The organism is Nonomuraea sp. MTCD27 (assembly GCF_041950495.1).
In the GTDB taxonomy this organism is placed as follows: Bacteria; Actinomycetota; Actinomycetes; order Streptosporangiales; family Streptosporangiaceae; genus Nonomuraea.
Genome location: NZ_JBGNUW010000003.1, coordinates 670,582 through 691,829, shown reverse-complemented (window position 1 = coordinate 691,829; position 21,248 = coordinate 670,582). Strand labels below are relative to the sequence as shown.

Here is a 21,248-nt window from a genome sequence, read left to right as displayed (position 1 = left end):
CCGACAATAGCGGGTTTCCAGCCGCCTAGGACACTCGCTGCGCCCTGGCCGAGGAGTAAAGGCATACCGCCGCGGCGGTGGCCAGGTTCAGACTTTCAGCCTGTCCGTAGATGGGTACTCTGACCACATCATCCGCCTCAGCGAGTATCTCCTCCGGCAGTCCCCAGGCCTCGTTGCCGAAGATCCACGCGGTGGGTCCCGAGAGATCCACATCGTCGAGCGTGTGCTTGCCCGCGCCGTCGGCCGCCAGCACGCGCAGGCCCCGCTCCTTTAGTTGACGCACGGCGGCGCCGACCGGTGCACCGATGGTGACGGGCAAGTGGAACAGGCTGCCGGCGCTGGCGCGTACGCACTTGCCGTTGTACGGGTCCACGGAGGCGTCGGTGAAGACCACGGAGTCGGCGCCGGCGGCGTCGGCCGCGCGCATGACGGTCCCGGCGTTGCCCGGATCGCGCACGTGCGCCAGCACCGCGACCAGGCGCGGCGCACCGGCCAGCGCCTTCTCCAGCGGCACGTGCACGAGCCCGCAGACGGCCACCAGCCCCTGCGGGGTCACGGTCTGCGACAGCTCCGACATGACCTCACCGCTGGCGCGGTGCACGGGGATGCCCTTGAGCGCGGCGTCGCTGATGAGCTCGGGGTGACGCAGCTCGGCCTCCGCCGTGCTGAACAGCTCCAGCGTCACGCCGTCGAGCTTGAGCGCCTCGCGTACCGCCTGCGGCCCCTCGGCCAGGAACTTGCGGTCCTGGTCCCGGAAGGCCCGCTTGGTGAGCCGCCTGGCGGCCTTCACCCGTGGCGACCTCACGTTGGTCAGCTCGGACCCGCCCATCGTCGTCTTCCCCCACTCGTACGAACAGCAAAGGGCCCACCGTCATCGGTGGGCCCTGCAAATCAATCGCTTCAGCTCGCGGCCGGAGCGTTCACGTTGGCCGGGAGCGCCTTCCTGGCGGCCTCGACGAGCGTGGCGAAGGTCTGGCTGTCGTTGACCGCGAGGTCAGCGAGGATCTTGCGGTCAACCTCGATGTTGGCAAGACGCAGGCCCTGGATCAAACGGTTGTAGGTGATGCCGTTCTGCCGGGCGGCAGCGTTGATGCGCTGAATCCACAGACGACGGAAAGCGCCCTTGCGGTCCTTGCGGTCCCGGTAGGCGTACGTCATCGAGTGGAGCATCTGCTCCTTGGCCTTGCGGTAAAGACGCGACCGCTGACCACGGTAACCGCTCGCCCTTTCGAGGACGACCTTGCGCTTCTTCTTGGCGTTGAGCGCCCGCTTCACGCGTGCCATGTTTCTTCTCCCCGGGGGTTCGCGCTACTTGGCGAGCAGCTTCTTGATCTTCTTAGAGTCGGCGTCGGAAAGGACGACCTCGTTCTTGAGACGGCGCGTCAGCGTGGACGACTTCCACTCGTTGTAGTGCGCGCGGTTGGCACGGCGACGCTTGATCTTGCCGGTGCCGGTGACCCGGAACCGCTTCTTCGCACCGCTGTGCGTCTTCATCTTCGGCATGGCGCCGTCTCTCCTCGTTTCGGTCGTGCCACTGGCCGGGCCGGTGCTGGCCGGCCCGGTAGCGGCGTCTTCGTCTGCCGGTGGCTGCTGGGGTGCTGTAAGGCTAACCCCAACTGCGGGTCACGCTTCCGGTGGGGAAGGCTCCTCGCCGCCACGCTGCGCCTTGGCAGCGGCCTTTTCGGCCTTTGCCTCGGCCTTCTTCTTGTGCGGACCGATCACCATGATCATGTTACGGCCGTCCTGCTTGGCGTGGGACTCCACGAAGCCGAGCTCCTGGACGTCGTCCGCCAGCCGCTGCAGCAGCCGGAAGCCGAGCTCCGGCCGGGACTGCTCGCGTCCGCGGAACATGATCGTGACTTTGACCTTGTCCCCCGCCTTGAGGAACCGCACCACGTGACCCTTCTTGGTCTCGTAGTCGTGCGGGTCGATCTTCGGCCGGAGCTTGATCTCCTTGATGATCGTGTGCGCCTGATTCTTGCGCGCCTCGCGCGCCTTCATCGCGGACTCGTACTTGAACTTTCCGTAGTCCATGAGCTTGCACACGGGCGGTCGAGCCGTGGCCGCGACCTCAACAAGGTCGAGGTCGGCCTCCTGGGCGAGCTTGAGCGCATCGTGAATGGACACGATGCCTACCTGCTCGCCGTTCGGGCCCACGAGGCGAACCTCGGGAACTCGGATACGCTCGTTGATGCGGGGCTCAGTGCTGATGGGGCCTCCTAGGTTTGCGATCCCTACGTGCTCGTCGTGCCGGGAGCCTTCCGCCGAGACGCGAAAAGCCCCGCACGTCGCGCATGCGGGGCCACTGAGCTCTTTGGCTTCGTGGCCTCGAGCTCCCCGGAGTAGTCCGGCGTGATCCTGGACCCGGCCACCTTTCGGTGACTCAGGTGGGAGGGAGACCTCCGCTTGCGCGTCCAGCAAGGCATGCCGGACCGATCAGAGAGCTACATTACCACAACGCCGGGACATCCTCGAATCTTCCCGCCCGGCCCCACGCTCGGCACGCGTCAGGCCCGGCGTCAGGCCCGGCGTGAGGACGCTCAACCCGTTCGGCTGACCGATCGCCTGAGGATCTCGGCCTCCCCGGCTGCCCGCATGGCCTCCACCGGCACCTCCGTGACGCCGGTCATCAGCCGCACCTGCCGCACCGCCTGGTGCAGCAGCATCTCGAACCCCCCGACCACGGTGCCGCCCGCCGCGCGTACGGCCGTCGCCGCCCTGGTCGGCCAGGGCGAGTAGACCACGTCGAAGAGCGCGGGCACCCGCGCCAGCCGGTCCGCGAACGCGTCGGCCGCCCCGCCCGGCAGCGTGGACACCACCAGGTCCACCCCCGTGAGGGCGTCGAGCTTGTCGAACGTCTCCACCGCCAGGGCCACCCCCAGCCGCTCGGCCACCTCGCCCGTCTCCCCCGCCCGCGCGGGATCGCGCACCAGCAGCGTGGCCGAGAACAGGCCCAGGTTGCGCAGCGCCGCCAGCGTGGAGGCCGCCGTGGCCCCGCCGCCCAGCACGGTCGCCGATCGCGGCGCGGGCACGCCGGCCTCGGCCAGCGCCTGCTCGATGCCGTAGACGTCGGTGTTGTCGCCGTGTCGCCGCCCGTCGCGGAACACCACGGTGTTGGCCCCGCCGACCTCGACGGCCGTCCCGGAGACGGTGTCGAGCAGGGGCAGCACGGCCCGCTTGAGCGGCATCGTCAGCGAGAGCCCCGCCCACGCGTCCGCACCGGCGCCGGCCTGCCCGCGCACGGGCGTCAGCTCGGCCAGCAGCCCCGGCAGGCGCGCCTCGTCGCACTCGAACGCCTCGTAGCTCCACCCGCCGAGCCCCATCGCGTGGTAGGCGGCCCTGTGCAGGTAGGGCGAGAGCGAATGGCCGATGGGAGACCCCATCACCGCAGCCCGCATCCCCACTCCTTCCGAACAGGACGACCCTATCGCCAAGCCGGCACACGGCCGCCCGGGGATCGCCGGACACCGCACGGCCGCCCAAGCGCTCGCCGGAACACCGCACGGCCGCCCGGACGCTCGCCGGGCGGCCGTGAGAGGTGGCCGTGAGAGGCGACCGCGCGAAGCGGTCGCGTGCAGGCGTCAGCCGCCGCCGTTCGCCTTGAACTCCGCCAGGAGCCGCTGGAACTCGGCGTCCGTGGTGGCGAACTTGGTGACGTTGCTCTTGGGGTCGGTGGCCACGAAGTAGAGCCAGCTCCCCTTCTCCGGGTTCAGCGCCGCCTCGATGGCGTCGTCACCCGGGTTGGTGATCGCGCCGGGCGGCAGGCCCAGATTCATGTACGTGTTGTACGGGTGCTTGGTCCGCGTCTCCGGGATGGTGGCGGTGGTGCGGAACTTGCCCAGCGCGTACATCACCGTGCTGTCCATCTGCAGCTTCATCGGCGGCTTGAGGTCGAGCCGGTTGTAGATGACACGGGCGATCTTCCCCATGTCCTCCTTCCGGCCGGCCTCGGCCTGCACGATGCTGGCGATGACGATGATCTCGTGCGGCGTGCGGTCCAGCGCCTTGGCGCCGCCTTCGAGGTCCAGCTGCTCGGCCGTCTGCTTGAACCGCTTGACCATCGCCGCCAGCATCTCCTTGGGCGTGGTCTTGGGCTGGAAATCGTACGTGGCGGGGAAGGCGTACCCCTCGAGCCTGCCCTTGGCGTACGGCGGCAGGTCCAGGGCCTCGGCGTCCTTGGCCGCGGCGGCGAAGTCCTTGACCGGTTTGCCGGTCTTCGCGGCCAGCTCGGCGTACGTCTGCGACAGCCGCAGGCCTTCCTTGAGCCCCACCTTGGCGAGCAGCTGGTTCCCCGGGACGAGCAGCGCGACCGCGCTGGCGGCCGACATCTCCTTGCGCAGCTTGTACTCGCCGGGCTGCAGCTTGTCGCTCATGTTGGCGTTGGCGATCGCGTTGGTGAACGCCCTGGCGCTGGCGACGACCCCCTGCCGCTCCAGCTCCTGGGCCACCTCCGAGGCGCTCTGGCCCGGCTTGATCTCGATGACGACCTGGCCGGTGCCCTGACCGGTGTAGTCGTCGGGCACGAGCGCGTCGCTGAGCCACAGGTAGCCGAAGTAACCGCCGCCGCCGATGATGCCCGCCAGGACGACGAAGGCGAGCAGTGGCGCCATGAATCCGCCCCGGTTGCGACGCCGGCGCCGCCTGCGCCCGCCGCCGCGTTTACCGGAGCCCCGAGTGCGGCGCCGACTTGAGCCTTCGTCGTCCTCGGCGCCGAGCAAGGTGTTCAGATCGAGATCGTTCATAGGTGCGCTGGCCAATCTCCCGGTACCGCCCGCCGGGCGTCAAGCGGAACTGCCCAACCGGCTGGGGTCACCGAGCGAAACTGGGGGAGCCGCCGCGCGTGGCGCTGCCACGACAGGCGGAGATCACTCTGGGTAGCCATGCTAGAGGATGAAAAGAGGGCGCGTGCCCCACTTTGGGGCTTTTGCGCGGGGAGAGAGGGGGTCCCGTCGAACATCAGCTCGTCCCGAGGTTCTTGTTCAACTCTTCCCGGTATCTCACGAACTCGCTCTCTTTGTTGGTGAATTTGGTGATTCTATGCGCCGGATCCGTCGTCACAAACCAGTGCCAATCACCTTCTGCGGGGTTGAGGGCCGCCATCAGCGCCTTCTCTCCAGGATTGGCGATGGGGCCGGGCGGCAGTCCTTTGTGGCGATAGGTGTTGTAAGGAGAGTTCACCTTGGTATCGCTCTCCGTCACCTTCAGGGTCCTGCGGTTCTGCGCGTACAGCACGGTGCTGTCGATCTCCAGCGGCGTGCCCTTCGCCAGGCGGTTGTAGATCACTCTGGAGATCTTCGGGTAGTCCTCGTCGGTCCCGCCCTCGGCCTGGATCAGGCTGGCCACCGTGACGACCTGCAGCGGGGTCAGGTTCACCCGCGACGCCTGCTCCTCCAGGCCCACGTGCCGGGCCGCGACGGCGAAGCGCTCTGCCATGGCCGCCAGCACGTCCACGGCAGTGTCGCCGGGCTCGATCTCGTACGTGGCGGGGAACAGGAACCCCTCCAGCCCCTTGGCGTACGAGGGCAGCCCGACCAGGGCGTTGTCCACGTTCCGCAGCGCCTCGATCGGCAGGCCGGCCAGCTTGGCCACGCGGCTCAGCACCTCCCGCACCCGCATGCCCTCCGGCACCGTCACCCGCCGCACGATCCGTGAGGAGGGGGTGAGCAGCAGGTCGAGCGCCGCTCCCGCCGCCATGCCCTTGCGCAGCCGGTAGTGGCCGGGCCGCAGCCGGTCGCTCACGGCGCGGTCCTCCGTCACGTTCACGAACGACTGGACGCTGGCCACCACCCCGGCGTCGGCCAGCGCCGAGCCGATGGCCTGCGCGCTGGAGCCGGGCGCGATCCGCACGGTCACGGCGCCGCTGCCCGGCCCTTCGAAGTCGTCCGGGCTGAGGTACGGCTTGAGCACCGCGATCGCCCCACCGCCCAGGGCCAGCACCCCGGCGAGCAGGCTCAGCGAGAGCAGCCCGACCTTGCGCAGGGCCCGTTGCCGCCGCGCGGGCAGCGGGATGACGTCCGCCTCGGCATCCGCCGCCGCAGGCCGCTCCCCATCGACCTGCCGCTCACCGCCGACGGGCCACTCATCCCCGGCGGGTCGCTCACCGCCGGTCAGCCGCTCACCGCCGGTCAGCCGGTCACCGCCGGACGGCCGCTCGTCGCCGGACGGCTGCTCGCCAGCGGTCGGCGACCCACCAACCGGCGAGTCACCGGCCCGCGAGTCACCACTCGGCGAGCCACCGCTCGGCGAATCACCGGCCCACGAGTCACCACTCGGCGAGCCACCGCTCGCTGAGCCACCGCTAGGCGAGTCACCACCACTCGGCGACCCACCGCTTATCGGCCGCTCATCGCCGGCCGACGGCTCGGTCTCGTCCTCCGCCGGCTCCCCGGACCGGAACGGGATCACATCGCCGATGTCGTCCTCGTCCTCGGGTGTCCCGTTCATGTGACCACCCCACCGGCGATGCCCCGGCACTCCTTCGCGGGCGCGCTCATGAGGCAGGTCCGTCGGCCGCTGGGGGCGGTTCGACGGGCCTGCCTGGTGGTCTCTCCGTGGCGCGCTCGGAGTCGAGCGCGTCCTGCAGCAGCACGACGGCCGCCGCCTGGTCGACGACGCCCCGCTGCTTCTTGGCGCGTACGCCGCTGGCCCGAAGGCCCTGCTGCGCCGTGACCGTGGTCAGCCGCTCGTCGAACAGTCGTACGGGCGTGGGCGCCAGCCGGGCCGCCAGCTTGACGGCGAACTCGCGCGCCAGCCCGGCCGCCGCTCCCTCACGCCCCGACAGCGACGTGGGCAACCCCACCACGACCTCGATCGCCTCGTGCTCGGCGACGATCGCGGCGATGCGGTTGAGGTCGCCCTTGCCCCGCCTGACAGTCTCGACCGGCGTGGCCAGCATCCCGGAAGGGTCGCTGCGGGCCACGCCGACACGTACGGAGCCGACGTCCACGCCGATCCGTGCACCGAACCTCATGTCAGCCGAGCTGCCCCGAAATCGCCTCTTCGACCAGGCGCAGCGCGTCGCCGATCGCCTCCGGTCGCGTGCCGCCGCCTTGTGCGACATCGTCCTTGCCGCCACCGCCACCCCCAAGAGCCTTGGCGGCGACGCCGACCAGCTGTCCGGCCTTGAGCCCCCGCTCGCGCCCCGCCTCGTTGACCGCGGCAACCACCACGGGCCGGTCGGAGGGGGCACCAGCGATCACGACGACCGCCGGCCGGTCGGCCGGGAACCTGCCACGCACATCAAGCGCGAGCTTACGCAGGTCATCGGCACCGGTTCCATCAGGCGCGCGGTGTGTCACGACGGAGACACCCTGCAGGTCACGCGCCTGCGACACCAGATCGCCGGCCACCTGGAGCACCTGGGCCGAGCGGACCTTCTCCAGCTCCTTCTCCGCCGTGCGCAGCCGGGTGACGATGCCCTCGATGCGCTCGGGCAGCTCCTCGCGGCGCGCCTTGAGCTGCTCGGTGAGCTGCGCGACCAGGACGCTCTCGCGCGCCAGGAAGCGGAAGGCGTCGATGCCGACGAGCGCCTCGACCCGGCGCACACCGGCGCCGACCGACTGCTCGCCCAGCACCTTGACCAGGCCGAGCTGGCCGGAGCTGTGGACGTGGGTGCCGCCGCAGAGCTCGCGCGAGTAGTCGCCGATCTCGACCACGCGGACCTCGTCGCCGTATTTCTCGCCGAACATCGCCAGCGCGCCCATCGCCCTGGCCTCCGCCTGCGAGGTGTAGAAGGCGTTAACCTTGAGGTCGTTGATGAGCACGGCGTTGACCTCGTCCTCGACGTCGCGCAGCACGCTCGGCGGCACCGCGCCCGCCGCGGTGAAGTCGAAGCGGAAGCGGCCGGGCGAGTTCTCCGAGCCGGCCTGCGCCGCCGTCTCGCCGAGCGCGTTCTTGAAGCCGCGGTGGACGAGGTGGGTGGCGCTGTGGCTGCGCGAGATCGCGCGGCGGCGCTCGATGTCGATCTCCGCCTGCGCCTCGTCGCCGACCTTGAGCTCACCGCTGCGGATCTTGCCGCGGTGCACGACGAGCCCCGTGAGGGGCGCCTGCACGTCGGTGATCTCGACCTCGGCGCCGCTGGTGCGGATCACGCCCTGGTCGGCGAGCTGGCCACCGCCCTCGGCGTAGAACGGGGTGCGCTGGAGCACGACCTCCACCGTGGTGCCCGCGTCCGCCGCCGGGACGGACACGCCGTCGACGAGGATGCCGACCACGCTGGTGTCGGCCTCGGTCTGGTCGTAGCCGAGGAACTCGACCCGGCCGCCCGCCTCCAGGAGCTGCCCGAACACGGAGATGTCGGCGTTGCCGGTCTTCTTCGCCGCCGCGTCGGCCTTGGCGGCCGCCCGCTGCTCCTTCATGAGGCGGCGGAAGCCCTCCTCGTCGACCTTGAGCCCGTGCTCGGCCGCCATCTCCAGCGTCAGGTCGATCGGGAAGCCGTAGGTGTCGTGCAGCTTGAACGCCTGGTCACCCGGGATCGTGGTGCCGGACTTGCGCTTGGTCTCCTCGACGGCCACGTCGAAGATCGCGGTGCCGGTGCGCAGCGTGCCCAGGAACGAGGCCTCCTCCGCGTCGATGACCCCGTGGATCTGCGGCGCGTCGGCCTTGAGCTGCTCGTACTGCTCGCCCATGACGTTGATCGCGACGTCGGTCAGCTCGTGCATGTAGCGCTCGTCGCCGGAGCCGAGCAGCCGCAGGTTGCGGATCGAGCGGCGCAGGATGCGGCGCAGCACGTAGCCGCGGCCCTCGTTGCCGGGCAGGACGCCGTCGGCGACCAGCATGGTGCCGGTGCGGACGTGGTCGGCGATGACGCGCAGGCTCACGTCGGAGCGGTGGTCACGGCCGTAGCGGGTCTTGGTGAGCTCGGCCGCCTTGTCGAGGATCTTGTACGTGGTGTCGATCTCGTAGATGTTGTCGACGCCCTGCAGGATCGCCGCCATGCGCTCCAGGCCCATGCCGGTGTCGATGTTCTTGCTCGGCAGCTCGCCCGAGATGTCGAAGTCGGTCTTGGAGCGGACCTGGCTCAGCTGGTACTGCATGAAGACGAGGTTCCACACCTCGAGGTAGCGGTCCTCGTCGGCGACCGGACCGCCCTCCTTGCCGTATTCGGCGCCGCGGTCGTAGTAGATCTCCGAGCAGGGGCCGCCGGGGCCCGGCACGCCCATGTGCCAGTAGTTGTCCTCGAGGTCGCGGCGCTGGATCCGGTGCTCGGGCAGGCCGACCTTGTTGCGCCAGATGTCGTAGGCCTCGTCGTCCTCGAGGTAGACCGTCGCCCACAGCTTGTCCTCGGGGAAGCCGAAGCCCCCGTCGGACTCGGACCTGGTCAGCAGCTCCCACGCGAAGGGGATCACTTCGGCCTTGAAGTAGTCGCCGAAGGAGAAGTTGCCCAGCATCTGGAAGAACGTCGCGTGCCGGGTGGTCTTGCCGACCTCTTCGATGTCGGGGGTGCGCACGCACTTCTGCGCGGTGGCCAGCCGTGACCCCGGAGGCCTGCGCTGCCCCAGGAAGTACGGCTTGAACGGCACCATACCCGCGTTGACCAGGAGAAGCGTCGGGTCCTCAGCGATCAGGCTGGCCGAGGGCACGACCTTGTGCCCACGCTCCTCGAAGAAGCGTAGGAAGCGGCGGGCGATCTCTGCCGACTCCATTTGTGGCCATCCTTTGCTGTTAGTCAGTCGTTGTCGTCTTCAGTTGTGTCTTCAGTTGTTGTCTTCAGCGTTGTCGAGCCCGAAGCGTGCTCGCAACTCCGTTTCGCGCTCCGCGGCCTCGCCGAGGGCGTCGTGGGTAAAGTCTCTCACCCGCCGGACCATGCCCGCCGCGCCGTCGGCGGTCCTGCGGGCGATGTGGTCGGGGTGCAGCGCCTGCAGCCTGCGCATCACCCAGAAGGCGAGGAACGCGCCGAGCGACAGGTAGAACAGCCGCCTGATCATCGCGGACGCCCCTGCCGGACGCGCGGCCCCGGCCTGCTCGGCCGGCGGGCCTCGATGGCGCGGCGCACGCCGTGGCCGATGGCGGAGACCTTGATCAGCGGACCGGTGAAGATCGTCTGCGTCACCGCGCTCAGCTTGGCCGCGTGACCGCTGACCTGCTTGACGTCCTTGGCGATCGCCTCGACCGCGACCAGCTGCCGGTTGGTCTCGTTGACCGTGACGCTGACGTCGTCGAGCAGCGGCGCGAGGCGGTTGTTGAGGTCGGAGACCGCCTTGGTGGTCTCGGTGAGCAGCCTGGCGAGCTTGACGAGCACCATGACCATCACGCAGACCAGGACTATCCAGCCCGTGGCCGCGATCAGCCCGGCGACCTCTCCAGCGGTAAGCATCCGCGCATCTCCCTCGTACGCTGGGCCGGAACGGCAAGACCCTATCGCGTTCGAGTGACAACGTTAGTGCGGAAACCTCCCTCGATCAGGCAGCCACGTCGGCCCCCGGCGCTTCCGTGGCCGCCCGCATCAGGCCGCGCGCCGCTCTGATCTCGGGTGACACCAGCCGTTCCGGCAGCGCCATGGCCCCGGCGCGCAGCGCCCTGAGCGCCGCGTCGGCGGCGTATCCGGCCGCCCGGTAGCCGCGGCAGCCGTACATCTGCCTGGCCCACCCGGGCAGGGTCGCGAAGGCCAGCGCGCCGGCGGCGGGCAGCGAGCCGAGCGCGAGCGGCGGCGCGAGGAAGGCCAGCCGCAGCGACAGCTGGGGGCTCACGCTGCGGCGCAGCGCGTCGCGGGCCTCGACGGTGGCGGCCAGGTACGGGCGCATGCCGGTGAGGTAGTCGTCGAGCTCGGCCGTGTCGCAGGGGACGTCGCCGAGGCCGACGAGACGGGCGCTGCGCCGCTGCTCGGCCACGTACGCGTCCCGCTCCGCCGGGGTGAGCGGCACGCCGGAGCGCCCGGCCACCTCCAGGTGCGAGGACACCTCCACGCAGTGGGCCCAGCGCAGGTTCTCCTCCTCGTCCAGGCGGAACAGGGTGCCCGTGTCGGTGTCGAGGCCGATGAGGCGGGCGTGCACGCGGCGGGCCCGCTCCCCGGCGTGCTCGGCCTGCTCGCGGGTGCCGAAGGTGCGTACGGCGACGAAGTCGAGCTGGCGCCGCAGCCGGGCGCGGGCCACCTCCGGGTCGTCGAGGAGGCAGTTCTGGGCGATGCCGCGGATGGTGCGGGGGTGCAGGGCCTGCAGCTGGAAGGCGCGTACGACGGCCGGCCAGCCGGGCGTCTCGGTGTGCACTCGCCAGGTGATCGACCGGGGCCCGAAAAGGCCGCCGCCGGGGGTAACAGTCGCCTTCACACGAAGGTGATTCCCCGAGATCGCGTGCTTAGTACAACTTTGCACGGTCCGGCGGCGAACGTTCTGCTGGGCCCCGCGGCTCAGTCGGGCACGCGGGCGTAGGCGCGCACCGGGACGCGGCCGACACCAAGGAGGCGCGGGGGCGCGGCCGTGAACAGGGCGCCGGTCGGGGGCAGCCCCTCCAGGCCGGTCAGCCTCTCGACCACGGGGACGCCCGCGCCGAGCAGCGCCTCCCGCGCGGGACGCGCCTCATGCGCGCCGTCGTCGAGCAGGTCGGCGTCGGTGCCGACCAGCGCGGCGCCGCGCTCCACCAGCCAGGCGGCGGCCTCGGGGGCCAGGCAGTGGCCCTCGCGCACGCCGGTGTGCAGCAGGACGGCGTGGTCGCGTACGTCGAAGGGGGCCAGCGAGCCGACCCCGACGGGCCGCCGCTCGGCGCCCGCCACGCGTACGACCACGGCGGGCACGTCGACGGACCGCGCCAGCGGGACGGCGCCGAGGTCGCCGCGGGGCGCCTCGAAGTAGGTGCCTCCCTCGCGCGGGAGGTGGTTGAGCTCCACCAGCCTGCCCCGCTCCCGGGCGGCGCCGGCCGCCTCGCGGCCGCGGTCGGACGGCCCGCCCCTGGTGCCCTTGTGCGCCTCCGGGAAGATCCGCACGTTGGCCAGCTCGACGGTGTCGGTCATGAGCAGGCCCAGCGAGGCCACGAACAGCGCCGCGATCTCCGCTTCCGGGGTGTCGGGGCCGGGCAGGTCCACGCGGAACCCGTGCACGGTCAGATCGCCGCCGTTGCCGAAGGCGATGGCGGCGTCGAAGGAGGCCCGGTAGTCGGTCATGTCACGATCAACCTATCGCGACGATCAACGAGCTCCGGCTGTGGGGACCGGTCAGGATCCGCGCAGGAAGTCGCGGATCTTCGCCCACCGCTCGGCCACCGGCGCCTCCGCCCCGTGCCGCGTGGGCTCGTAGTAGCGCCGCTCGCGCACCTGCTCCGGCGCGTAGTCCTGGCGCACCAGCCCGTGGTCGAAGTCGTGCGGGTATTTGTAGCCGTCGCCGTGGCCGAGCTTGGCCGCCCCGGGGTAGTGGGCGTCGCGCAGGTGACCGGGCACCTGCCCGATCAGCCCCTTCCGCACGTCGCCGACGGCCGCCCCGATGGCCTTGACGACGGCGTTGGACTTGGGCGCCATGGCGCAGTGGATGACCGCGTGGGCCAGGTTGATCTGCCCCTCCGGCAGCCCGATGAGCTGCACCGCCTGCGCGGCGGCCACCGCGGTCTGCAGGCACGTCGGATCGGCCATGCCCACGTCCTCGGAGGCGAAGATGACGATGCGGCGGGCGATGAAGCGCGGGTCCTCGCCGGCCTCGATCATGCGGGCCAGGTAGTGGAGCGCGGCGTCGGCGTCGGATCCGCGCATCGACTTGATGAACGCGCTGATCACGTCGTAGTGCTGGTCGCCCTGCCGGTCATAGCGCACGGCGGCCTTGTCGACGGCCTTCTCCACCACCTCCACCGTGATGTCGTCGGCCAGCAGCGCCGCCGCCTCCAGGTAGGTCAGCGACCTGCGCGCGTCGCCGCCCGCCAGGCGTACGAGATGCTCCAGGGCCTGCGGGGCGAGCGTGTTGCGCCCGCCCAGGCCGCGCGGGTCGGACACGGCCCGCTCCAGCACCGTGCGCACGTCGTCGTCGGACAGCGACTCCAGCGTGAGCAGCAGCGAGCGCGACAGCAGCGGCGAGATGACCGAGAAGAACGGGTTTTCCGTGGTGGCGCCGATGAAGGTGACCCAGCGGTTCTCCACGGCGGGCAGCAGGGCGTCCTGCTGGGCCTTGTTGAAGCGGTGCACCTCGTCCACGAACAGCACCGTCTGGCGGCCCGTCATGCCCAGCTCGCGGCGGGCGGTGTCGATGGCCGCCCGCACGTCCTTGACCCCGGCCGACACGGCGGAGACCTCGACGAAGCGGCGCTTGGTGACGTTGGAGACCACGTAGGCCAGCGTGGTCTTGCCGGTGCCCGGCGGCCCCCACAGGAAGAGCGACATGGGAGCCTCGCTCTCGACCAGGCGCCGCAGCGGGGTGCCCGGGCCGAGCAGGTGCCGCTGGCCGATCACCTCGTCGAGCGAGCGCGGGCGCATGCGCACCGCGAGAGGCTGCGGGGTGGCCTCCTCAGCCGCCGAGTCGAACAGGCTGTCCACAACGAGAGATTACACGCTGAGCCGCCCTCGCCGGCCCACGTCCGGGGCTCACGACCACACGGCCCGCGCGCCCGAGTCCCCGGCCCGGAAGACGAAATAGCCGGCCACGGCCGCCAGCACCACGGTGAGCGCCGAGAGGATCATCGAGACGGGCCGGCCGAACCGGTCGCGGCCGACGGAGTCGCGGGAGGGGCGGGTGGCGTACACGAGCAGCAGGGCGGCCACGCCGAGCCCGAGCACCGACAGCAGCAGCGGGGTGGCGAAGCTCTGGTGGGTGGAGATGCGGGCCGCGATCTCGCCCTCCGCCGTGCCGAACCGGGCGGCCTTGAGGTTCTCGCCGCTCTGCCTGGCCGCGAAGACCGCCACGGGCGCGGCGAGCGAGAGCAGCACCACCGCCCATGCCACGTAGGTACGCAGGCGCGGGAGCAGCGCGTACGCGACGGCGACGGCGACGAGCAGCGGGGTCAGCACCACGGCGAAGTGGATGATCAGGGGATGGGCCGGCAAGCCCATGATCTCGTCGAACATGGCGGGCTCCTTAGTTCTCATTTCAACTACGAATGCCAGCACCATATGGTTCGCGACCTCAGCCGTCGCACATGCGGCTTTCGCCACTTACGTCCGTCACATATCGAGGGCCGGTAGCATGCGCGGAGTTGTTTGGTCATACCTTGGCAAAGACGAGAGGACATAGCGGTGAGCGGCGACGACCGCCAGAACGAAGAGGACCGCCAGGCAGAGCTGGCGCGGGAGCACAAGGAACGGCAGGCGAAGCGCGCGGCCGAGCAGAGCGCCAAGGCGAGGCGGAACACCTTCATCGGCGCGGCTGTGGCCGTCGTCGTGGTCGCCGGCGGCATCTTCGCCGCGACCACTCTGGTCGGCAACGACGGCGCCGGTACGGCCTCGGCCCAGAGCACGCCGTCCGCCTCCGCCTCGGCGTCCGCCTCCCCCTCGGCGCCCACGGAGCTGCCGACCACCACGCCGCCGCAGAAGGCGACGAACGTCTCGTGCACGTACAAGCGTGACGACTCGGTCCCGCACAAGTACGTGGGCCTGCCGGGCAAGAAGCCCAACATGAAGCTGTCGACGATGACCGTCAGCACCAACCACGGCGACATCGTCATCGAGGTGGACCCCAACGCCACCCCGTGCTCGGTCAACTCGATGGCCTTCCTGGCGAAGAAGGGCTTCTACGAGGGCAACAAGTGCCACCGCCTGGCCCTGCCCGAGACCTCCGGCCTGTTCCTGCTGCAGTGCGGCGACCCGCAGGCCAAGGCCGACGGCAAGAACCCCACGGACGGCCAGGGCAACGCCGGGTACGTCTTCCGGGACGAGGCCGTGGGCGCCATCCCCTACACCAGGGGCGTGGTCTTCCTGACGCAGCCGCTGGACGCGGCCGGGCAGAACAGCAGCCAGTTCGCCATCTCGCTCTCGGACGAGAACTCCCAGCTGGAGCCGCAGTACTCGGTCCTGGGCATGGTCAAGTCCGGCCTGGAGATCATCGAGAAGGTCGCCAAGGACGGCGTGATCGTCAACCCCGACGACATCACCGGCGACGGCGGCTCCACCGCGCCGAAGAACCCGATCATCATCAAGAAGGTCACCCTCAAGTAGGGGACCAACGCGAAGCGGCGGGCACCGGACGGTGCCCGCCGCTTTCGTCTGTGGCCTGGTGTCTACGCCTCGACCTTGGGCTTGGCGTCGACGCCCGCCTCCTTGCGCTGCTCGGCCGTGATCGGCGTGGGCGCGCCCGTGAGCGGGTCGAAGCCGGAGGCCGTCTTCGGGAACGCGATCACGTCACGGATCGAGTCGCCGCCGGACAGCAGCATGCAGATCCGGTCCCAGCCGTAGGCGATGCCGCCGTGCGGGGGCGGGCCGTACTTGAACGCCTCCAGCAGGAAGCCGAACTTGCTCTCCGCCTCCTCCTTGGAGATGCCCAGCACGTCGAACACGCGCTGCTGCATCTCGGCCCGGTGGATACGGATGGAGCCGCCGCCGATCTCCATGCCGTTGCAGACCATGTCGTACGCGTAGGCGAGCGCCTCGCCCGGGTGGTCCTGGAAGTTGTCGGCCCACTCCGGCTTCGGCCCGGTGAACGGGTGGTGCACGGCCGTCCAGCCGCCCTCACCGTCCTCCTCGAACATGGGCGCGTCGACGACCCACAGGAACGACCACTGCGACTCGTCGATCAGGTCGCAGCGCCGGCCGATCTCCAGCCGGGCCGCGCCCAGCAGGTCGCGGGAGGAGCTCCTGGCCCCGGCGGCGAAGAAGATCGCGTCGCCCGGCTCGGCCCCGACCTTGGCGGCCAGCCCGGACAGCTCCTCCTCCGACAGGTTCTTGGCGACCGGGCCGCCGAGCGTGCCGTCCTCCTGGACGAGCACGTAGGCCAGACCCTTGGCGCCGCGCGAGCGGGCCCACTCCTGCCAGCCGTCGAGCTCCTTGCGGGTCTGCGAGGCCCCGCCGGGCATGACGACCGCGCCCACGTAGTCGGCCTGGAAGACGCGGAAGGAGGTGTTGGCGAAGTAGCCGGTCATCTCGACCAGCTCCTGGCCGAAGCGCAGGTCCGGCTTGTCGGAGCCGAAGCGGGACATGGCGTCGGCGTACGTCATGCGCGGCAGCGGCGTCGCCAGCTCGTAGCCGACGATCTCCTTCCACAGCCGGCTGATCAGCTTCTCGCCGACCTCGATGACGTCCTCCTGGTCCACGAAGGACATCTCGACGTCGATCTGCGTGAACTCCGGCTGCCGGTCGGCCCGCAGGTCCTCGTCGCGGTAGCACTTGGCCAGCTGGTAGTAGCGCTCGAGCCCGGCCACCTGCAGGAGCTGCTTGAACAGCTGCGGCGACTGCGGCAGCGCGTACCAGTTGGCGGGCTGCAGGCGCACCGGCACCAGGAAGTCGCGCGCGCCCTCGGGCGTGGAGCGGGTCAGCGTGGGCGTCTCGACGTAGACGAAGCCGAGCTCGTGCATCACCTCGTTGGCCAGGTAGGTGGCCTTGGAGCGGGTGCGCATCGCGTTGGCCACCTGCTGACGGCGGATGTCGAGGTAGCGGTATTTGAGCCGCGCCTCCTCCGACACCCCCACGTTGCCCTCGATCGGGAACGGCAGCGGCGCGGACTCGCTCAGCACCTCGACCCGCTCGGCCACCACTTCGATCGCGCCGGTGGGCAGGTCGGGGTTCTCGTTGCCCTCGGGGCGCACCCTGACCTGGCCGACGACCTGCACGCAGTATTCGGCGCGCAGGTCGTGGGCGTGGTCCTCCTCGCGGAAGACCACCTGCGCCGAGCCGGAGGCGTCACGCAGGTCGATGAAGACGACGCCGCCGTGGTCACGGCGGCGCGCCACCCATCCTGCGAGCGTCACCTGCTGCCCGGCGTGCTCCTCGCGGAGCGACCCGGCGGTATGCGTGCGGATCACTGCACTTTCCCTTCATGCGGATAGGAGGAGAAGGGCGGCGGCGATCCGGCACGCGCTGACCTGCGGATCACTGCATCTTTCCCTTCAAGACTTTGACGACCTGGACCAGCGGCACCTCGGTCTGCTCGGCGGTGACCAGGTCCTTCACCTGCACGGCCGCGGCCGCGAGGTCACGCTCGCCGAGGATCAGCGCGAAGCGGGCGCCGGAACGGTCGGCCCCCTTCATCGCGCCCTTGAGCCCCTTGCCGCCGAAGGCCATGTCGGCGGCGACACCGGCCGCGCGCAACTCGCTCAGAAGCCTGAACATCGCGCGCGCCGCCTCGTCGCCCAGCGCCACACCGTACACCTCGCAACGGGCCGGGACGTCGAGAGCGACGCCTTCCCGCTCCAGGGCGATGACGGTGCGGTCGAGGCCGAGGCCGAAGCCGATGCCGGGCAGGCGCGGCCCGCCGATGGCCTCGGAGAGCCCGTCGTAGCGGCCGCCGCCGCCGATGCCCGACTGCGCGCCGAGCAGCGGGTGGTCGAACTCGAACGTGGTGCGGGTGTAGTAGTCGAGCCCGCGCACCAGCCGGGGCGCGTCCTCCCACGGGATGTCCAGGTCGGCCAGGAGCTGCTTGACCCGGTCGTGGTAGGCCTGGCAGTCGGCGCAGAGGTGGTCGCCGATGAGGGGCGCCTCCTCGAGCTGCGCGCGGACCTCGGGACGCCGGTCGTCGAGCACCCGCAACGGATTGATCTCGATGCGCGCCCTGGTGGCCTCGTCGAGATCGAGCTTGCGCAGGAACTCCTGCAGCCGGGCCCGGTAGACCGGACGGCACTCCGAGCAGCCCAGCGAGTTGAGCAGCAGCCGCACCTGGGTGAGACCGAGCGAGGTGTACCACTGCCAGGCCAGCGCCACGGTCTCGGCGTCCACCGCCGGGTCCTCGCTGCCGATCGCCTCCAGGTCGAGCTGGTAGAACTGGCGGTAGCGGCCCTCCTGGGGCGCCTCGGCACGGAACACCGGCCCGTCGGTCCAGACCTTGACCGGGAGCTGGCCGCGGTGCAGGCCATATTCCAGGACCGCGCGCAGCACGCCCGCGGTGAACTCCGGGCGCAGCGTCAGCGACCTGCCGCCGCGGTCGGTGAAGGTGTACATCTCCTTGCTCACGACGTCGGTGGACTCACCGACCCCGCGCGCGAACAGCTGCGTGTCCTCGAAGACCGCGGTCTCCAGGTAGGCGTAGCCCGCACGCCTCGCCGTCTCCGCGAACGCCCCGCGGATCGCGTAGAACGTAGAAGCCTGCGGTGGAACGTATTCCTTGACGCCTTTGGGTGCTTGGAAAGTCATTAGATCCCTCGTGTGGGACCGGCGTGCGGCGCTGCTTCCTTCAGGTATGGATTCGTCGCGCGCTCGCGGCCGATCGTCGTCTGTGGTCCGTGGCCCGGCAGGACGACCGTATCGTCAGGCAGCGGCAGACACTTGGTAGCCAGGCTGCGCAGGATGGTCGTGTAGTCGCCACCGGGAAGGTCGGAGCGGCCGATGGAGCCGGCGAACAGCAGGTCGCCCGAGAACATGATCTCGTCACCGGGCAGCCGGAAGCTCACCGACCCCCTGGTATGGCCGGGAGTGTGGTCGACCACGAGCTCGAGGCCGGCGAGCTTCAGCACGGCGCCGTCGGACAGCTCGCGCACGTCGTCGGGCTCGCTCAGGGTGATCCCGCCGAACAGCGAGGCGCTCGTGTCGGACCAGCCGGCGGCCGGATCGCTCAGCAGGTGACGGTCGTCCGGGTGGATCCACGCGGGGACGTCACGCGCGCCGCAGACCGGGGCCACCGACCAGACGTGGTCGAGGTGGCCGTGGGTGAGCAGAACCGCGACGGGCTTGAGCCGGTGCTCGCGCAGCAGCTCGTCGACTCCCTCGGTCGCGTCCTGACCTGGATCGACGATCACGCACTCCTCGCCGGCGGCAGGCGCGACGACGTAACAATTGGTCTGGAAGGCCCCTGCGGGGAAGCCGGCGATGAGCATCTGCCTCAGGTGATCTCGTCGAAAAGCCAATGGGAATGTAACCGAAGGGTACCGGTGCGGGTCGCCGGGCTGCGAATCATTACCCGTTGGCCGATACGATTCGCCCACCTCAGTTGATTGACTATGGGAGGCAAAGCGGTGGCCACGGGGAAGGACCGGCAGAAGCAGCTGGCGCGCGAGCACTACGAGCGGCAGATGCAGCGCCGCATCGAGCGCGAGCAGCAGGCCAAGCGCACGGCGATCATCGGCTCCACCGTGGGCGTGGTGATCGTGGTCGGAGGCATCGTGGCCGCGGTCGCGCTGCTGGGGGGCAACGACCCGGGAACGGAGGCGGCGGCCTCGCCCTCGGCGACGCCCGCCGACACCGCGTCGGCATCGGCGTCGGCGTCGGCGTCGGCTCCGGCGGGGCCGAAGCCGTACAACGCGGCGACGGGCACCTGCGACTACGTCAAGGACGCCTCCGGGGGTCAGGTCAAGGACGTCGGCATGCCGCCGACGAAGGTGAAGACCAAGCCCGCCACGAAGACGATGACGTTCAAGACGAACCTGGGCGACATCGTGGTCGAGCTGAACAACGCCAAGGCGCCCTGCACGACGAACTCGCTGGAGTTCCTGGCGGGCAAGAAGTACTACGACGGCAGCAAGTGCCACCGGCTCGGCAGCGACAAGTTCCCGATGCTGCAGTGCGGCGACCCGGCCGCCAAGGCCGACGGCAAGAGCCAGGACGGCTCGGGCGGCCCCGGCTACGTGATGGCCGAGGAGAACCTCCAGGGCGCCCAGTACAAGCGCGGCGTGATGGCCATGGCCAAGACCCAGGCTCCGGGCAGCACGGGCAGCCAGTTCTTCCTCGTTTACGGGGACATCGGGCTCACCCCGGATTACACGCCGGTGGGTACGATCACCAAGGGGCTCGACATCCTGGACAAGGTGAACAAAGCAGGCGTCATCACCGACATGGGAGATGGGACTGGAGCACCAAAGCAAACCGTCGAAATCAAAGACGTGACAATCGCCGGCAAGAGCTGACGTAATACAAACTAGGGACGAAGTAGTCCCGAAGGGTCTGATGGATAGTGCGGGAGGACACGGTGAGCACCGACCCGTGGGGCCGGGTAGACGACGACGGCACCGTCTACGTGCGTACGGCTGAGGGAGAGCGGGCCGTCGGCTCCTGGCAGGCCGGTGAACCCGAAGAGGCACTGGCCTACTTCCATCGCAAGTACGACGAGCTGGCCGGTCAGGTGCAGCTGCTGGAGCAGCGCGTCAGGGGCACCGACCTGGCTCCGGCCCAGGCGGAGGCGAACATCGCCAAGCTGCGCGAGGCCGTCGCCGACGCCCACGCCATCGGGGACCTGGCCGCGCTGACGGCCCGGCTCGACGGCCTGACCGAGCTCGTCGCCCAGCGCCGCGAGGAGGTCAAGGCCGCTCGCGAGCACGCCAGGGCCGAGGCCAGGACGGTCAAGGAGCGCATCGTCGGCGAGGCCGAGCGCATCGCGGACGAGACGACCCACTGGAAGTCGGGTGGCGAGCGGCTGCGCCAGCTGGTCGAGGAGTGGAAGGCCGCCGACCGCATCGACCGGGTCACCGAGGCGGCGCTGTGGAAGCGGCTGTCGGCCGCGCGCACGGCGTTCGCCAAGCGGCGCAAGCAGTACTTCGCGGGGCTCGACGAGCAGCGCGAGGGCGTGCGGGCGGCCAAGGAGCGCATCGTCGCCGAGGCCGAGGCGATCGCCGACTCGACCGACTGGGGCGCGACCGCGGCGATCTACCGCGAGCTGATGCAGCAGTGGAAGAGCGCGGGGCGCGCCTCGCGCGAGGCCGAGGACGAGCTGTGGGCCCGCTTCAAGGGCGCCCAGGACCAGTTCTTCCAGGCCCGTTCGGCGGTCTTCGCCGAGCGTGACGCCTCGCTGGCCGCCAACGCGGAGGTCAAGGAGGTGCTGCTCGCCGAGGCCGAGAAGATCCTGCCGGTCACCGACGTACGCACGGCCAGGGCGGCCCTGCGGCACATCCTGGAGCGGTGGGAGGCCGCCGGCCCCGTGCCGCGCGAGCAGCGCGACCGGCTGGAGGGCGGGCTGCGCAAGGTCGACGAGGCCGTGCGCAAGGCCGAGGACGCGGAGTGGAAGCGCTCCAACCCCGAGGCCAGGGCCCGTGCCCAGAGCACGGTCGAGCAGCTGCGCACCTCGATCGAGCAGCTGGAGAAGCGGCTGTCCAAGGCGCAGGCCGCCGGGCGCGCCAAGGACGTCAAGGAGGCCGAGGAGGCCCTGACCGCCCGCCGTTCGTGGCTGGCGGAGGCCGAGCGCACGCTGACCGAGTTCAGCTAGTCCGGCGCGGGGCCGCCGCCAGGCCCCACGCCGGACCGTCGGGGCGACTCCGCCCGGCCGGCCCCA

21 protein-coding genes are annotated in these 21,248 nt (G+C 70.4%); 3 read left to right on the top strand and 18 right to left on the bottom strand.

Annotated features, from left to right (window positions below; all coding sequences use genetic code 11):
- Positions 1-25 precede the first annotated feature (25 nt).
- From ACBJ59_RS11565 to ACBJ59_RS11495, 15 genes are all read right to left on the bottom strand, one after another.
- Positions 26-829: a TrmH family RNA methyltransferase gene (locus tag ACBJ59_RS11565; RefSeq protein ID WP_375110146.1), complete on the bottom strand. Its 804-nt coding sequence runs from the start codon at positions 827-829 to the stop codon at positions 26-28.
- Positions 830-900: 71 nt separating this feature from the next.
- Positions 901-1,284 (bottom strand): 50S ribosomal protein L20, encoded by a 384-nt coding sequence (rplT, locus tag ACBJ59_RS11560; RefSeq protein ID WP_364116579.1) that lies wholly within the window; start codon positions 1,282-1,284, stop codon positions 901-903.
- Positions 1,285-1,308: 24 nt separating this feature from the next.
- Positions 1,309-1,503 (bottom strand): 50S ribosomal protein L35, encoded by a 195-nt coding sequence (rpmI, locus tag ACBJ59_RS11555; RefSeq protein WP_090761693.1) that lies wholly within the window; start codon positions 1,501-1,503, stop codon positions 1,309-1,311.
- 120 nt (positions 1,504-1,623) lie between these two features.
- A complete protein-coding gene (gene infC, locus ACBJ59_RS11550) occupies positions 1,624-2,211 on the bottom strand; it encodes a translation initiation factor IF-3 (protein WP_364116687.1) in 588 nt (195 codons plus the stop codon).
- 329 nt (positions 2,212-2,540) lie between these two features.
- Entirely contained in the window at positions 2,541-3,398 is an 858-nt protein-coding gene (locus tag ACBJ59_RS11545; RefSeq protein WP_375110145.1) for a shikimate dehydrogenase, read from the bottom strand.
- 183 nt (positions 3,399-3,581) lie between these two features.
- A complete protein-coding gene (gene mltG / locus ACBJ59_RS11540; protein ID WP_375110144.1) occupies positions 3,582-4,610 on the bottom strand; it encodes an endolytic transglycosylase MltG in 1,029 nt (342 codons plus the stop codon).
- Between the two features lie 346 nt (positions 4,611-4,956).
- Positions 4,957-6,444, bottom strand: coding sequence for an endolytic transglycosylase MltG (gene mltG / locus ACBJ59_RS11535; RefSeq protein WP_375110143.1), 1,488 nt, complete (start codon positions 6,442-6,444; stop codon positions 4,957-4,959).
- Positions 6,445-6,490: 46 nt separating this feature from the next.
- A complete protein-coding gene (ruvX, locus tag ACBJ59_RS11530; protein ID WP_375110142.1) occupies positions 6,491-6,970 on the bottom strand; it encodes a Holliday junction resolvase RuvX in 480 nt (159 codons plus the stop codon).
- A gap of 1 nt (position 6,971) precedes the next feature.
- Positions 6,972-9,644 (bottom strand): alanine--tRNA ligase, encoded by a 2,673-nt coding sequence (gene alaS, locus ACBJ59_RS11525; RefSeq protein WP_375110141.1) that lies wholly within the window; start codon positions 9,642-9,644, stop codon positions 6,972-6,974.
- A 51-nt stretch (positions 9,645-9,695) separates the two neighbouring features.
- The gene (locus ACBJ59_RS11520) at positions 9,696-9,926 is read right to left on the bottom strand and encodes a hypothetical protein (protein ID WP_375110140.1); all 231 of its coding nucleotides are present in this window, start codon (positions 9,924-9,926) and stop codon (positions 9,696-9,698) included.
- Complete coding sequence (locus ACBJ59_RS11515; protein ID WP_375110139.1) at positions 9,923-10,315, bottom strand: DUF948 domain-containing protein; 393 nt, start codon at positions 10,313-10,315, stop codon at positions 9,923-9,925. The genes ACBJ59_RS11520 and ACBJ59_RS11515 overlap by 4 nt, the downstream gene beginning before the upstream one ends.
- 85 nt (positions 10,316-10,400) lie before the next feature.
- Positions 10,401-11,264 carry an oxygenase MpaB family protein gene (locus ACBJ59_RS11510; RefSeq protein WP_375110138.1) on the bottom strand — a complete coding sequence of 288 codons (864 nt, stop codon included), beginning with the start codon at positions 11,262-11,264 and terminating at the stop codon, positions 10,401-10,403.
- An 80-nt stretch (positions 11,265-11,344) separates the two neighbouring features.
- A complete protein-coding gene (locus tag ACBJ59_RS11505; protein WP_375110137.1) occupies positions 11,345-12,094 on the bottom strand; it encodes a cyclase family protein in 750 nt (249 codons plus the stop codon).
- Between the two features lie 51 nt (positions 12,095-12,145).
- Complete coding sequence (locus tag ACBJ59_RS11500) at positions 12,146-13,447, bottom strand: replication-associated recombination protein A (RefSeq protein WP_364116560.1); 1,302 nt, start codon at positions 13,445-13,447, stop codon at positions 12,146-12,148.
- A 48-nt stretch (positions 13,448-13,495) separates the two neighbouring features.
- A complete protein-coding gene (locus ACBJ59_RS11495) occupies positions 13,496-13,975 on the bottom strand; it encodes a DUF2231 domain-containing protein (protein WP_364116558.1) in 480 nt (159 codons plus the stop codon).
- Between the two features lie 168 nt (positions 13,976-14,143).
- Between ACBJ59_RS11495 and ACBJ59_RS11490 the strand changes: the two genes are divergently transcribed.
- Positions 14,144-15,061, top strand: a complete 918-nt coding sequence (locus ACBJ59_RS11490) for a peptidylprolyl isomerase (protein WP_375110136.1) — start codon at positions 14,144-14,146, stop codon at positions 15,059-15,061.
- Between the two features lie 62 nt (positions 15,062-15,123).
- On the opposite strand, the gene aspS is transcribed toward ACBJ59_RS11490, so the two are convergent.
- From aspS to ACBJ59_RS11475, 3 genes are all read right to left on the bottom strand, one after another.
- Positions 15,124-16,860 carry an aspartate--tRNA ligase gene (gene aspS, locus ACBJ59_RS11485; RefSeq protein WP_375110135.1) on the bottom strand — a complete coding sequence of 579 codons (1,737 nt, stop codon included), beginning with the start codon at positions 16,858-16,860 and terminating at the stop codon, positions 15,124-15,126.
- Between the two features lie 67 nt (positions 16,861-16,927).
- Positions 16,928-18,184, bottom strand: a complete 1,257-nt coding sequence (gene hisS / locus ACBJ59_RS11480) for a histidine--tRNA ligase (protein ID WP_375110134.1) — start codon at positions 18,182-18,184, stop codon at positions 16,928-16,930.
- Positions 18,184-18,864 carry an MBL fold metallo-hydrolase gene (locus tag ACBJ59_RS11475; RefSeq protein ID WP_364116551.1) on the bottom strand — a complete coding sequence of 227 codons (681 nt, stop codon included), beginning with the start codon at positions 18,862-18,864 and terminating at the stop codon, positions 18,184-18,186. The genes hisS and ACBJ59_RS11475 overlap by 1 nt, the downstream gene beginning before the upstream one ends.
- A gap of 138 nt (positions 18,865-19,002) precedes the next feature.
- On the opposite strand from ACBJ59_RS11475, the gene ACBJ59_RS11470 reads away from it, so the two are divergent.
- Together ACBJ59_RS11470 and ACBJ59_RS11465 are read left to right on the top strand one after the other, a co-directional pair.
- Positions 19,003-19,890: a peptidylprolyl isomerase gene (locus ACBJ59_RS11470; RefSeq protein ID WP_375110133.1), complete on the top strand. Its 888-nt coding sequence runs from the start codon at positions 19,003-19,005 to the stop codon at positions 19,888-19,890.
- Between the two features lie 62 nt (positions 19,891-19,952).
- Positions 19,953-21,182 (top strand): DUF349 domain-containing protein, encoded by a 1,230-nt coding sequence (locus ACBJ59_RS11465; protein ID WP_375110132.1) that lies wholly within the window; start codon positions 19,953-19,955, stop codon positions 21,180-21,182.
- Positions 21,183-21,248: the final 66 nt, after the last annotated feature.